Genomic DNA, 14,605 nt, shown 5'->3' on the forward strand with positions numbered 1-14,605 from the left:
TAATTGATTAATTTATTTCCTGAACGGAGGTTTAACTACCTCAGCCTCTATATTCTTTTCCCTTATTTTGATGTATATTTTCGTTCCTAAAGCGGCATATCCGGGCTTTACATAGCCCAGCCCTATGCCAATTTTGCGTGTGGGAGATATGGCGCCTGAGCTTACAATGCCTATGCTCTCGCCCCTTTCGTTCACAATTTCGTATCCGTGGCGGGGGATGCCTCTTTCCTGCAGCTCGAAGCCGCAGAGTTTGCGTGTCAGTCCGGCTGCCTTTTGTTTTTCGAGTACCTCGCGTCCGATAAAATTATTGCCGTCGGTGAATTTGGTGATCCAGCCCAATCCTGCTTCAAGCGGACTTGTGGTATCGTCCAAATCGTTTCCGTAGAGGCTGAAACCCATTTCGAGGCGCAGGGTATCGCGGGCGCCCAATCCAATGGGTTTTATGCCAAATTCCTCACCGGCTTTCATTATCTCGTCCCAGAGATGGAGACCAGCCTCGTTGTAAAAATACAATTCAAATCCGCCGGCGCCGGTATAGCCCGTATTGGCAATGATAACATTTTCGGTATCGGCCATGTAGCCTGTCGTGAACTTATAATAAGGAATAGTGGACAAGTCGATTTTTGTCAGCTTCTGCAAAGTAGCCAAGGCCTTCGGGCCTTGTATGGCCAGCTGAGCGATGTTATCCGAAGCATTCTCCAATTCCACCCTGAGCTTGTTTTGGCTTACCAGCCAATCCCAGTCTTTCTGCATGTTGGAGGCATTAACAACCAGCATGTATTTGTCGTGCTCGTAGCGGTAAACGATGAGGTCGTCGATAATTCCGCCTTCTTCGTTCACAAAACAAGAATACTGCGCCTGTCCGATTTCGACGGCTGACACATCGTTGCTTGTAACTTTTTGAAGGAAATAGGAGGCGTGCTCCCCTTTTACCCATATTTCGCCCATGTGCGAAACATCGAAAACACCCACAGCATGGCATACGGTAAGGTGTTCGTCCAGTATGCCCGAATATTCGATGGGCATGTTGTATCCTGCAAACTCGTGCATTTTAGCGCCAAGTGCAATGTGTATGTCGGTGAACGGCGTCTTTTTCATCTCGGATTATTGCTAACAAGTTCCACTATTTTTACGATTACTTTTACTGCTTTTTCCATCGACTGCACCGGAATAAATTCGTACCGTCCATGAAAGTTGATTCCTCCCGCAAAAATATTGGGGCAAGGCAAGCCTTTGAACGAGAGTTGCGCCCCGTCCGTACCGCCCCTGATGGGTTTTACGGTGGGAGTAACGCCCACTTCCTCCATGGCTTTATAGGCATAGTCGATGATGTGCATCAGAGGCGCTACTTTTTCCCGCATATTGTAATACTGGTCTTTCAGTTCCAAGCTGGCGCTGTTGGGGTACAATTTGTTGATAAACTCAACGGCATCAATCATCTGCTGCTTTTTCTTTTCAAACAAGGCTTTGTCGTGATCGCGGATGATGAACGATATGCTTGCCGCGTCCACACTTCCCGACAGACCAATCAGGTGCGTAAAACCTTCGTAGCCTTCGGTGTATTCGGGACGTTCGTTTTCGGGCAGCAAGGAGATGAGTTTGTTGGCTACCAAAAGGGCATTCACCATTTTGTTTTTGGCCGTTCCGGGATGAACGTTTCGTCCCTGTATCAACACTTTTGCCATCGCCGCATTAAAGTTCTCGAATTCGAGTTCGCCCACTTCGCCGCCATCCATGGTGTAAGCCCATTCGGCGCCGAATTTTTCGACATCGAAATGCTGCGCCCCCTCCCCTATTTCTTCGTCGGGAGTAAAGGCGATGCGTATTTTCCCGTGCTTTATTTCGGGATGCTCTTTTAAATAGTGTATAGCAGTCAGTATTTCGGCGATGCCTGCTTTGTCGTCGGCGCCCAGCAAAGTAGTTCCATCGGTTACGATAATATCTTCACCCTTGTGCGCCAGCAGTTCGGGGAAATCCTCCGGCGACAACAGGATGTTTTGTTCCTTGTTCAGCACAATCGTATTGCCGGCGTAATTGGCTACAATACGCGGATTTACGTTCTTGCCCGTCATATCGGGACTGGTATCGAGGTGGGCAATGAAGCCGATTACGGGGATTTTTTCGGAAGTGTTTGCCGGAAGCGTTGCCATCAGATAGCCCTTCTCGTCGAGCGAAATATCTTCCAGGCCTAGCTCTTTCAGTTCCTTTTCCAGTTCTTGGGCCAAGATTAGTTGCGTGGGAGTACTGGGTGTTAATCCCGTCTCAGGATTCGATTCGGTATCGAATTTCACATATTTGAGAAATCTATCCTTTACATTCATCATTTTTCTATTTTCCAAAAATTCTTTTAGTTGAAACAACTTTCGATAATTAATTGTTTTTTATCACTTTACATTTCTAACAGATTAACGACAAACAAAGATAACAAAATGTAGCGGAATTATTTTTCATTTTTCATTTTTCGTTCTTCATTTTTTTATATCTTTGCGCCCGGGTAAGTCCTATACGGCCAGCTCCTGACAAATCCCCCAGGGTTTGATCGCAGCAAGGGTAGTTGGTTGTAGCGGCGCGATATAGATCGCTTACCCACCCGCCTCTTTAGCTCAGCTGGCCAGAGCACGTGATTTGTAATCTCGGGGTCGTTGGTTCGAATCCGACAAGAGGCTCAGGAAAAGTGTTCGGAAGGACGCTTTTTTTTGTTTTCCGAACGCGAAAATTTTTGAACGCGGATTACGCGGATTACGCAAATTTTCGCAACTATTTATATAGTGTTTAAATCGGTCAATTTATCGCTGGCGCAGACTTGCAGCCTGTGTCCAACAGCAAAATGGCCGTCCATTTGTTGGCACAAGGGGCTGTCTCAAAAGTCTTTTTCTGAGGTTGTCATTGCAGGCTCCGACCCGCAATCTCCTGACATTCAGCTGATGTTTGTTAGGAGATTCCGTGTCAGGCACGGGATGACAGACTTATGAAACAGCCTCAGCTACGGACGAGATTCCTCCCTTTGGTCGGAATGACTCGCCTGTTAGTGGTTTAAGGGATGAGGAAGCGGCGGCGAAGCCGCCGCTTCCTCATCCCCTCTCCCAAAAAGGAGACCGTCATTCCGACCAAAGGGAGGAATCTCCTGCTCATATCAGCAACTTTACCGAAAGGAATAAGCCGTAAAATTTTTCATGCGTTTTTGCCCTACAAAAATAACACAACATTATGAAATCAGCCGAAAAACACTTACTTTTACTCCATTATTTGCTGGTTTTACCCGCTTGCGGACACAAAATGACAGGAAAAACAATTTATTTTCATTTTGATGCTTTATAACATCTAAATGACATGATATATTTCGGTTTGTTTTCGCTATTTTTAACACGTGTTTTCACAACCTACAAAAAACAAGCGTATATGAGCTATTTAAAATTCGATATGAGCCGGATGGTTAACCTCGAGTATTCTCTGACACGGGAAATATTGAGGACGAACAGGCGCGGGGCATACCACTGTACCACCCTGGTGGAATGCAATACCCGCAAACAGCACGGATTGCTGGTAATGCCCGTTCCAAGCCTGGATGACTTTAACCACGTGATTCTTTCTTCTTTCGACGAAACGATTATTCAACACGGAGCAGAGTTTAACCTTGGCCTCCACAAATACGACTGCGACAACTACAGTCCGATGGGGCACAAGTACATTCGCGAGTTCGATTGCGAATCTATTCCGCGAACGACCTACCGAATCGGGGGCGTTATCCTGTCCAAAGAAAAAATGTTCTCGCTCGAGGACAACAACATCCTGATACGCTATACCCTGCTCGATGCCCATTCGCCAACAACCTTGCGATTCAAGCCCTTTCTCGCGTTCCGTTCCATCAACAGCCTGACAACCGAAAACCCGAAGGCAAACAAAGCATTCATGGAAGTAACAAACGGCATAAGCACCCGCATGTACGAAGAGTACCCCGAAGTATTTATGCAGTTCAGCAAAAAAGTGAAATTTGTTTTCGACCCGGTTTGGTACAAAGGCATCGAATACAAGCACGATATGGAAGACGGTTTTCCGTACAAGGAAGATTTGTATGTGCCCGGTTATTTTGAGCTGCCCATTAAAAAAGGCGAAACCATTGTATTTTCGGCAGGCGACAAGAAAAGCATCCCCTCTAAATTAATCAACGCTTTTGAGGAGGGAATAAATATACGGACTCCCCGCTCGTCGTTCTACAATTGCATGAAAAACTCGGCTCACCAGTTCTATTATCGCCCGAAGTACAATGAGTTGTACCTGCTCGAAGGCTACCCCTGGTTTGGCGTTGACGCCCGGTCTCAATTCGTCTCCTTGCCCGGCCTGACGCTACACATTGGCAAGGACGAAGCATTTGAAGAAATAATGGACACGGCCATACCAACCCTCAAAAAACTGATGAACGGAGAACCCATTACCGGCCCAATCAAAAACACGGATGCGCCCGATGTGCTTCTGTGGGTGGTTTGGTCGCTGGGGAAATTCGCCCATAAATACAGGGAACACTGTTACAAAAAATACGGCTCGCTGATTTCGGAGATAGTCAATCACATTCTTAAAGGCAAGCATACCGAACTGCACTTTACCGAATCGGGATTGCTTTACACCAACGGCAGGGAAAAACCGGCCTCGTGGATGAACGGAAAAGCTATGGGAACGCCCATTGTTCCCCGAACCGGATTTATTGTGGAAATAAACGCCCTGTGGTACAATGCCCTGATGCTGAATTTGGACATTGCCAAAGCACAGAATGACAGCAAAGCCGAAAAAACACTTACTGCCATCGCCGAAAAGCTGAAAGTTTCGTTCAACGATACCTTTGTAAACGGATATGGCTACCTGTTTGACTATGTGGACGGCAATTACCTCAACTGGAGCGTTCGTCCCAATATGATTATAGCCCTTTCGATGGATTATTCGCCCCTGGACAAAAGCGCCAGCAAATCCATCCTCGATATTGCCACAAAAGAACTGTTGACCCCCAAAGGATTGAGAACGCTCAGCCCGAAAAGCGAGGGTTACAGCCCCTATTATCAGGGCTCGCAATACGAAAAAGACTATGCCTCGTTTAATGGAACGGCCTACCCCTGGTTACTGGGGCCTTACGCCGATTCCTATTTAAAAGTATTCCAGCGGAGCGGCATCTTTTTCATCGACAAAATTGTGGGCGACCTGGAAGAAGAAATGGCAAACAACTGCATAGGTTCGCTCTCCCAATTACACGATGGCAATCCACCTTATACGGGGCATAGCGCTATCTCTTACGCCATAAATGTGGCCGGTACGCTTACGGTACTCAACACCGTACAGAAATTCGATAACGACTTTAAAGATATACAGATATGAAAGCGCTAATGTTTGGGTGGGAGTTTCCTCCACATATTCTCGGCGGCTTGGGAACGGCAAGCTACGGACTGACACGGGGAATGGCGCAGCAGCCGGATATGGAGATTACCTTTGTTATTCCGAAGCCCTGGGGAGATGAAGACCAAAGTTTTCTGAAGATAATTGGCGCATGCAATACGCCAATCGTGTGGCGCGATGTGAAATGGGACTATGTGAAGTCCAAGCTCTCGCAATACATGGATACGCAAACCTATTTCGACCTGAGAAACCGGATTTATGCCGATTTCAGGTACATGAATACCAACGACTTGGGATGCTTGGAGTTTTCGGGACGATACCCCGATAATTTGATTGAAGAAATAAACAACTATTCCATTGTGGCCGGTGTTATTGCTCGCACAGTAAATTACGACATCATCCATTCGCACGACTGGCTGACCTATCCGGCGGGTATTCATGCAAAGAACATTTCGGGGAAACCGCTTGTACTCCACGTACATGCAACCGATTTCGACCGTAGCCGGGGGAATGTAAATCCCCAAGTGTATGGCATCGAAAAAAACGGAATGGATTATGCCGACCACATCATCTGCGTGAGCAACCTCACCCGGAAAACAGTTATCGAAAAATACAATCAGGATCCGCGCAAAGTATCGACCGTACACAATGCGGTTGAACCCCTGGGCGCCGAAATAGAAGCCATCAATCCGAAAAAGCAGAAAGACAAAATCGTTACATTTCTGGGGCGCATCACCATGCAAAAAGGCCCCGAATACTTTGTGGAAGCGGCTACCCGCGTGTTGCAAAAAACACGGGACGTACGTTTTGTGATGGCCGGCAGCGGCGATATGATGGAGAAAATGATTTACCTGGCTGCCAAACGCGGTATATCGGACAGGTTTCATTTCACGGGCTTCCTGAAAGGGAAACAGGTGTACGAAATGCTTAAACGGAGCGATGTGTATGTAATGCCCTCCGTTTCCGAGCCTTTCGGTATTTCGCCCCTGGAAGCCATGCAGTGCAGCATCCCCACCATCATATCCAAGCAGTCGGGATGTGCCGAGATACTGGATAAAGCCATCAAGATTGATTATTGGGACATTGAAGGCATGGCCGACGCCATCTATTCTATTTGCCAATATCCGGCAATGGCCGAGTTTCTTCAGGTAGAAGGAAAAAAGGAAGTGGATGAAATAAAATGGGAGTACGCCGGACAGAAAGTTCGCGATATATATGACCGATTAACTAAATAATAACAGCCCCCACCCCCCGAGGGGGGATTTAAGCCTCCCCCACGGAGAGGTTGGAGGGGCTAAAACAACAACAGATATGAAAACAATTTGTCTCTATTTTCAGATACACCAACCGTTCAGGTTGAAGCAATACCGTTTTTTCAATATCGGGGGCGATCATTATTATTATGATGATTTTGCCAACGAAAATATTATACAGCGAATAGCCGAAATGTCCTATATACCGGCCAATAAACTTATGCTGGATATGATAAAGGAAAATCCGGGACGATTTAAAGTTACCTTCTCTATTTCGGGGCTGGCGCTGGAGCAACTGGTTATTTATGCGCCCGAGGTGATTGATGGACTTAAAGAGCTGGCAAAAACGGGCTGCGTGGAATTTCTGGCCGAAACATACGCCTATTCCCTCGTTTCGCTCATCGACCCGATAGGCTTTAAGAATCAGGTAATCACCCATTCCGACCGGATTGAAGAATTGTTTGAAGTGAGGCCTAAAGTGTTGCGCAACACCGAATTTATTTTCTCCGATGATATTGCGCTCGAAGTGTATAACATGGGCTACAAAGCCATGATTATGGAAGGAGCAAAACGCACGCTCGGTTGGAAAAGCCCCAATTACATCTACCAATCAACTGTGCAGCCAAAGCTAAAAATATTGCTTCGGAATGCCAAGTTCAGCAACGATGTAGCCAACCGCTTCTCGGATTATGCCTGGAACGAATACCCCCTGACAGCCGAAAAATACATTAGCTGGATAGCCTCCACGCCCGAAGAGGAACAGATTATCAACTTGTTTATGAATTACGAAACGCTGGGCAGCTCCCACAGCAAAGGGACGGGTATTTTCGACTTCATGAGGGCATTACCCAAATATGCCGCCAGTAAAAATATCAGTTTCTCAACGCCTTCCGAGGTGCTGAAAACATTGAAACCCATCGACTTCCATTCATCTATCTATCCCATATCCTGGGCGGGCGAAGAAAAAGACTTGTCGTCGTGGTTGGGGAACACCTTGCAGCAGGAAGCATTCAAAAACCTGTACGAAATAAAAGACCGTGTTCGCCTGAGCGAAATACGCCGGATGAAGCAGGACTGGCTGTATTTGCAGGCATGTGATCACTTCTATTATATGAGTACAAAAAGCAGTCTGCCCTTCAGCCCCTACTCCTCGCCATACGATGCATTCAGCAACTATATGAACATCCTCAGCGACTTCAAAGAACGGGTAAACTCCGAATTCCCAAGCAGCATCGAGAACGAAGAATTAAACTCATTATTGGAAACCATCCACAACCAGTCGGACGAAATAGAAAGTCTGGAACATAAATTGGAGGAGTTGAAGAAGAAGAAACATTGAGGGGAGATTAACTGATTATGAAGTGAAGTTCGTCATTATTTTCGTTTTTCGATTAATATTATTAACTTCGCTTTTGATTAAAAAGCTCAGTTATGGCAACAAAATTAGATAAGCAAACGAGCGACAAAGTGAGTTTCATTACTTATATCATACCCGAATTTGCCAGCTCATACAAAATGAATATTCAGGACGCCTATTTCTATTTGAAAAAATACGGCGGATTGGAGTATTTGTATAAGCATTGGTGGGCTTTGCATACCGATAATCCGTTTTGGGCTGTGCGCGACATGTACGAAATTTGCCACAAAAATGGAGGTTCGCTATGAAAGTTTATCACGGCAGTTATACGAAAATAAATAAAATCGACCTCGAAAAATGCGAAATAGGCAAAGACTTCGGGCGAGGTTTTTATGTAACAAAATTCAGGAAACAAGCCGATATTTGGGCAAAAAGAAAAGGGCAAAGCCATAAAAACGATGGATTTGTAACCGAATTCGATTTTAACGAGAATGGGTTTACCTATTTTCATTTCAAGGTTTTAAGATTTAGCGAGTATAATGGGGAATGGCTTGACTTTGTGGCAATGAATAGAAATCCTCGTGCAGCACAACCTACCCACGATTACGACATTGTAGAAGGTCCGGTTGCCGACGATAAAATTTCGACCGAAATAAACAATTATCTTGCAGGAAGAATCACGCGGGATAAATTTCTGGAGATGCTTATACACGGTGAAATATCGCATCAAATTTGTTTTTGTACGGGACGCTCACTTCAGATGCTTGATTATGTTGATAATCGACAAACGGATATAAATTTCGCTATTGAAAATATCGGCGAGGCGCTCGTAGAACAATTAATGCTTAACTTGCAAATAGACGAAACAAAAGCTGCCGACATCTTCTATTCCTCGGCAACATTCGGACAACTTGCCAATCCCGATACTGAATTCTACAAAAAAAACTGGCAAGAGATTTTTAAGATGTTAAAAACCGAACTAAATCTTTCGTAAGTTCTCCGGGACGACACTTATTTTCACGACTTTTGCCTGCATTACTAACTAATGCGAATTAAGGGTAAATAAAACATTGATAATCAGCTTGTCCGTAGTTAAAGTCAAATGACTTTAACTACGGACAATCGTACGAGATGTGAATATTGCGTACCTGACGGCACGCTGTTACAGTTTCTACCAACATCGAATCCCCAAAGGGATTTAGCGGCGTTCGGGGGGACGGTTGTGTTATGTCTTTTCTATTGATATGCAAGTCCTGACGGACTAGTCTTGTGGTGTGAACCCCCGCTAATGCAGATACTACGAAAAACAGGAATGAATTGCATACAAAGGAATAATTTTAATGACATCATAAGATGAAAAATTTTCGAGTGATGAACGTATGGCATAAACCGGTTTCTTTTCGGCAATAAACAGATGTAAACTCTGCATACTTCCTTTAGCTCCTGCCTTTATTTCGACAGGGATAATATTACCACCCTGTTGAATAACATAATCTACTTCAGCATTGCTATTCAAGGCTTCCCGTTGCCAAAAATAGAGTGATTGTGGTGTGTGGCAGTCGCCGGCTTTCAATAGTTCCAGGCCTGCATACAATTCTGCAATACTTCCTTTGTTGACAAGGCTAAGGTCATCATTCAACAGAATATCGGCCAGATGTAGTCCTTGCACTCTTTGGTAAATACCGGTATCCAGCAACAACATTTTCTGCTTTTTCGGATTTATCTGAGCGCCCAAAGGTATTCCGTTAGCCGAAGTATGTGTTACAGGTATTACCAATCCGGCCATCTGCAACAAGGCCAGACTTTCTTTCAGTTGTCGGTGTTGGTATTCTTGCCCAATTTTTGAGTAGGTGAACCTTCCTCCCATTTGCTGTACAACAGATTCAAAGACTGTCGCTATACGCAATTCAGGAACTTTCAATTTATACTTTGAGAAATCGGCTTTTAATGAAACAATAAGGTCATCCAGTACATATTGACATTCTCTAATATCGTTGCCGTTTACAAAGGCCGAAACAACACCGGGCATACCTCCAATGATTAAGAACTTTCTCAAAAGCTCCTTTGCCTTGTTGTGAATAGGTTCTAACAGGGGTTTTTCGGGCGAAGCGTTGACTATTTCCGTCAACATGCGATTTTCTCCACACGCCATTAAAAATTCGGGAAAAGAGAATGGATATACAAACAACGACCGTATGCGACCTACACCAAATGAGGGCAAGGATTCGAGGGCAAACTCTAATAATGATCCGGCAGCGACAAGGTGTAAATCAGGATAATCTTCATAGAAAAAGCGCAGGGAAGATATTGCGGGATGACAACTTTGTATTTCATCAAAAAACAACAAGGTTCTGCCCGGAATAACGGGAACATCATACAAGATAGACAGTTTTTCACATATTATCTGAGGCGACAAATCAGCAGCAAAAATAGGATATACATTTTTGTGTTTCTCAAAATTGATTTCAAGAAAATAGTCAAACTGTTCGGCTAATTTGCGTACCGATGAAGATTTTCCTACTTGGCGGGCGCCCCTCAGCAGGAGTGGTTTTCGGTTTTCTTGCTCACTCCATGCCAGTAAAACATCATCTATTGAGCGTTTTAAATATCTAATTGTCATAAATCAAAGGCTAAAATATAGCATTTTTGTCATAAATCAAAGGCAAAGATATGGTATTTTTGTCATAAATCAAAGCCAAAGATGTAGTATTTTTCATAATGATAACTCAGATTCTCTCTCTCATCTCCTCCCCATCTAACATCTCTAAACATTGTTTCAATATCTTTATACAACTTATATGCAGGCGCTTGAAAGAATAGTCTTAAATTTGTTCGTTTTAAAAATCAGCGCAATGAATAAATGGCTATTGTTGATAGCGATATGTACCGGGTGTTTTGCTAATCTGTCGGCTCAAACCTACCAAGAGCTAGTAAGGCGTTCGGTTGAATATTTGGAGATGAAGGAGTATGCCGCCGCCGAACAAACGCTGAAAACTGCCCTGAAAAACGAACCGGCCAACCCCGGTAATTACATGCTGATGTTTCATCTGGGAACAATTCAGCAGGAAATGAATAATTATGACGAGGCGCTGACCTCGTATTCCGTGGCTTTGATTAAATACCCCGATAGTCCGCTGATTTTGAGCAGCCGGGCGGCTTTGTTTTGCGACATGGATAGCCTCGACAGCGCATTGATTGATTACAACACTATTTTACGCTTGGATAGCAACCGCATCGAAGCGCTTTACAGGCGCGCCTTGATTCAGCTGAACAAGAAAGATTATCAGTCGGCCAAAACCGATTTCGACCGGATAATAAAAATTGACCCGAACAACCTGTCGGCGCAAATGGGTTGTGCCCTGCTAATGAAACGGCAGGGAGAATGGGAAAAGGCGGAGGATTTATACAGCTCGCTTCTATACAAAAACAGGGACAATCCCGAGCTATACCTCAACCGCTCGGAATGCTACCTTGAGTTGAACAAACTGGCCCGGGCGCAGGAAGACATCAACAAAGCCTCGGCATTGGGCAACAACGATCCGCTGCTGTATGTGTTGAGGGGGCAATTGAGGATCAGGCAATACGACAAATTGACGGCAAAGGCCGATTTTGCGAAAGCCAAAGAGCTTGGATTCAGCGAAAAAGTGATAGACGAGCTATTGCTGCAATGCAAGTAGAACACGACACTATATTTAATTTTTAAAATAAAACACTTGAAACACATGAAAAACGTATTAAAAAACCTCTTAGCCTCCGGCATTGCCTTATTAGCGTGCCAGGGCGCTATGTCTCAATCCATTGATTTGCAATGGGTAGGAGACGCTCCCAAAACGCCTGTTGGCGTAAGTTGGGGCTTACCTTTCGAAAAAGGCAAAATAAAAAAAGGCCAGCAATTTGTTTTAACCGGCAGCAACAACCAAGAAATTCCCCTGCAATCGTGGCTCATGGCATCACACGCCGACGGCTCGGCAAAATGGATCGGATTTTCGGCTGCTGTAACTCCCGAACAGGCTTCAGGCCTTAAAGTGGTGGCCGTAAAAACGGCGAATCCCACTCAGGGCATTGTAGCTGAAGAACGAAGCGGTGAAATTGTTATTAATAATGGCATCGGCGAATTTGTTTTCAGCAAAACCGGGGCAAACCTCATTAAATCAATTAAATCGGGAAACACAACGGTGGCCGGAAACGGACAGCTGACCTGCATCCTCGAAAACCGGACGAATGAAAAGAACAACGTCATCCAATACGACAACTTTGTAGGAAACATCGAAAAAGTAACGCTCGAACAAAGTGGCCCGGTGCGTGCAGTCGTAAAGGTTGAGGGGAAGCACAAAGCCCTTAAGGGCAGTCGCGAATGGCTGCCGTTTGTTGTGCGGTTTTATGTCTATAACAATGTAGAGGCCGTAAAAATGGTGCATACCATCATCTTCGACGGCGAGCAAACTACCGACTTCATCAAGGGGCTGGGCGTTGTGTTCGATTTGCCTTTGCGCGAGGAAATGTACAACCGTCATGTCCGCTTTTCGGGCGAGGGGGACGGACTTTGGAGCGAACCCATCCAGCCGCTTTCCGGCAGACAACGCATTCAAAATCCCGAAGGATATACCGGACAGATTTACAACGATCAGGTGGCCGGCAAACGAATTCCCAATAAAGATAAATTCAACAAGCAAGGCCAATTCCTCATTGATAATTGGGCGATATGGAACGATTTCAGGCTGACACAACTTTCGCCCGATGGTTTCACCGTACGCAAACGCACCAACGACCAAAGCACATGGATAGGCACGGCGGGCGACAACCGTGCATCGGGCCTGATTTTGGCCGGCGATGCATCGGGTGGATTGGCGGTATCGCTCAAAAACTTCTGGCAATCCTACCCTGTGGAACTGGAAGCAACCAACATGCGAAACGACAAAGCACAATTGAAGGTGTGGTTGTGGAGCCCTCAAGGCGATGCCATGGATTTGCGGCATTACGACATTATCGGCCACGACCTTATTGCGGCTTATGAAGACTATCAGGAGGGATTATCGACCCCTTACGGCGTAGGGCGAACCAGCGAACTGACACTTTACCCTTTCGGCACGCTCCCCACAAAAGAACAAACCACCGAGATGGCCCAACTAGCTCAACAAAATGTGCAATTGATGGCTACTCCGCAATATTTGCACGATGCAAAAGCATTCGGCGTATGGTCGCTGCCCGATACCTCAACCGACTCGAAGCAATGGATTGAAAAGCAAATTGACGGCTACATTGACTTCTACAAACAAGCCATCGAAGACCACCGCTGGTACGGCTTCTGGAATTTTGGAGATGTCATGCACTCATACAACGCCGGTCGCCATACATGGAACTACGACATTGGCGGAAATGCCTGGGACAACACCGAATTATCGCCCGGCATCTGGTTGTGGCTGGCTTTTGCCCGCACCGGAAGAGCCGACATATTTACGCTGGCACAAAACCTGACGCGCCATACAAGCGAGGTGGATATGTATCACATCGGCGATTTGGCCGGATTGGGTACCCGCCACAATGTATCGCACTGGGGTTGCGGCTCGAAGGAAGCGCGCATCGGACAGGCTTGGTGGAAACGCTATTCGTATTACCTCACCACAGACGAACGAATGGGCGACCTGATGCACGATGTAATTGACGCCGACTACAAAATGTTGAAATACGACCCGCTCCGAATCGCACAACCTCGCTCCGAATTTCCGACTAATCAGCCGACCCGTTTACGCTGGGGACCCGATTGGATTGCATTCGTGGGCAACTGGTTTGCCGAATGGGAACGCACCGGCGATAAAAAATACCTGGACAAAATTAAAGCGGGTATGTCGTCTCTGGCAGCCATGCCAAACGGATTGTTTACCGGCAAAGGCCCTTTGGGATACGACCCCGAAACCGGCAAACTCACCTACGAGGGCGAGCCGGGTTGGATTGACAACAGAAACCACCTGGCCAACCTGATGGGCGGATTTGAAGTGATGATGGAGGTGTATGACGCCATCGGCCACAAAGACTTCAACAACACCTTCCTGATGTATGCAAAATACTACGGATTGCCGGTAAACGACCCCATAAGGGATTTGCCCGAAAACAAAAAATACAAAGACTGGTGGGGACATTGGAGCACGCCACGCCTCGGCGCATTTGCCGCGCAGCGACTAAACGACCCACACCTGGCAGAAGTAGCCTGGGCCGATTTCTTTAGCTCTTCGGTTGGCTTCGACGGGAAATTGCAGAATGTGGGCAACGGTGTGGAAATAGAAACGCCCGATGTGCTTTATCCGGTAAACGAAAATACCTCGGTTAGCACAAACAGCACGGCCCAATGGAATATCAACGCCATTATTATGCTCGAACTTATCGGCGATAAAATCCCCTCGCTGGACAAAGCAGTTAAAGATGCCGCCGAAAAAAGAGCCGCAACAATGCGCGAACAGGGACAAAGGCAAAGACGTTGATAATTTTGATGTGCTAATGTGATGATGTGCTAATTAAAAAAATAAACGCGAAGAAGCGAAGAAAAAATAAATCTTCGCTTCTAGTTTTTTATTTGCTAATTTGCTAATCATCACATTAGCATATCATCTCATCAGCACAT

10 protein-coding genes and 1 tRNA gene are annotated in these 14,605 nt (G+C 45.7%); 8 read left to right on the plus strand and 3 right to left on the minus strand.

What is annotated here, in order from left to right:
- Positions 1 to 12: 12 nt before the first annotated feature.
- Positions 13 to 1,098, minus strand: a complete 1,086-nt coding sequence (gene gcvT, locus ACYPWY_RS04055) for a glycine cleavage system aminomethyltransferase GcvT (protein WP_459684156.1) — start codon at positions 1,096 to 1,098, stop codon at positions 13 to 15.
- Positions 1,095 to 2,321, minus strand: coding sequence for a peptidase T (gene pepT, locus ACYPWY_RS04060; RefSeq protein WP_459684208.1), 1,227 nt, complete (start codon positions 2,319 to 2,321; stop codon positions 1,095 to 1,097). The genes gcvT and pepT overlap by 4 nt, the downstream gene beginning before the upstream one ends.
- A 271-nt stretch (positions 2,322 to 2,592) precedes the next feature.
- On the opposite strand from pepT, the gene ACYPWY_RS04065 reads away from it, so the two are divergent.
- From ACYPWY_RS04065 to ACYPWY_RS04090, 6 genes are all read left to right on the plus strand, one after another.
- Positions 2,593 to 2,666, plus strand: a tRNA-Thr gene (locus ACYPWY_RS04065).
- 733 nt (positions 2,667 to 3,399) lie between these two features.
- Positions 3,400 to 5,361 carry a glycogen debranching enzyme N-terminal domain-containing protein gene (locus tag ACYPWY_RS04070; RefSeq protein WP_459684157.1) on the plus strand — a complete coding sequence of 654 codons (1,962 nt, stop codon included), beginning with the start codon at positions 3,400 to 3,402 and terminating at the stop codon, positions 5,359 to 5,361.
- Entirely contained in the window at positions 5,358 to 6,614 is a 1,257-nt protein-coding gene (locus ACYPWY_RS04075) for a glycosyltransferase family 4 protein (RefSeq protein WP_459684158.1), read from the plus strand. Before ACYPWY_RS04070 ends, ACYPWY_RS04075 begins: the two co-directional genes overlap by 4 nt.
- Positions 6,615 to 6,690: 76 nt before the next feature.
- The gene (locus ACYPWY_RS04080; protein WP_459684159.1) at positions 6,691 to 7,971 is read left to right on the plus strand and encodes a glycoside hydrolase family 57 protein; all 1,281 of its coding nucleotides are present in this window, start codon (positions 6,691 to 6,693) and stop codon (positions 7,969 to 7,971) included.
- 92 nt (positions 7,972 to 8,063) lie between these two features.
- Positions 8,064 to 8,297, plus strand: coding sequence for a DUF3791 domain-containing protein (locus tag ACYPWY_RS04085; RefSeq protein ID WP_459684160.1), 234 nt, complete (start codon positions 8,064 to 8,066; stop codon positions 8,295 to 8,297).
- The gene (locus tag ACYPWY_RS04090; protein WP_459684161.1) at positions 8,294 to 8,983 is read left to right on the plus strand and encodes a DUF3990 domain-containing protein; all 690 of its coding nucleotides are present in this window, start codon (positions 8,294 to 8,296) and stop codon (positions 8,981 to 8,983) included. The genes ACYPWY_RS04085 and ACYPWY_RS04090 overlap by 4 nt, the downstream gene beginning before the upstream one ends.
- Before the next feature lie 303 nt (positions 8,984 to 9,286).
- On the opposite strand, the gene ACYPWY_RS04095 is transcribed toward ACYPWY_RS04090, so the two are convergent.
- Positions 9,287 to 10,609, minus strand: a complete 1,323-nt coding sequence (locus ACYPWY_RS04095; protein ID WP_459684162.1) for an ATP-binding protein — start codon at positions 10,607 to 10,609, stop codon at positions 9,287 to 9,289.
- Between the two features lie 232 nt (positions 10,610 to 10,841).
- Between ACYPWY_RS04095 and ACYPWY_RS04100 the strand changes: the two genes are divergently transcribed.
- Together ACYPWY_RS04100 and ACYPWY_RS04105 are read left to right on the plus strand one after the other, a co-directional pair.
- The gene (locus ACYPWY_RS04100) at positions 10,842 to 11,666 is read left to right on the plus strand and encodes a tetratricopeptide repeat protein (protein ID WP_459684163.1); all 825 of its coding nucleotides are present in this window, start codon (positions 10,842 to 10,844) and stop codon (positions 11,664 to 11,666) included.
- 45 nt (positions 11,667 to 11,711) lie between these two features.
- Complete coding sequence (locus ACYPWY_RS04105; RefSeq protein WP_459684164.1) at positions 11,712 to 14,465, plus strand: exo-rhamnogalacturonan lyase family protein; 2,754 nt, start codon at positions 11,712 to 11,714, stop codon at positions 14,463 to 14,465.
- The last annotated feature ends 140 nt before the right edge of the window (positions 14,466 to 14,605 follow it).

The sequence above is a fragment of the Viscerimonas tarda genome, assembly GCF_054601255.1.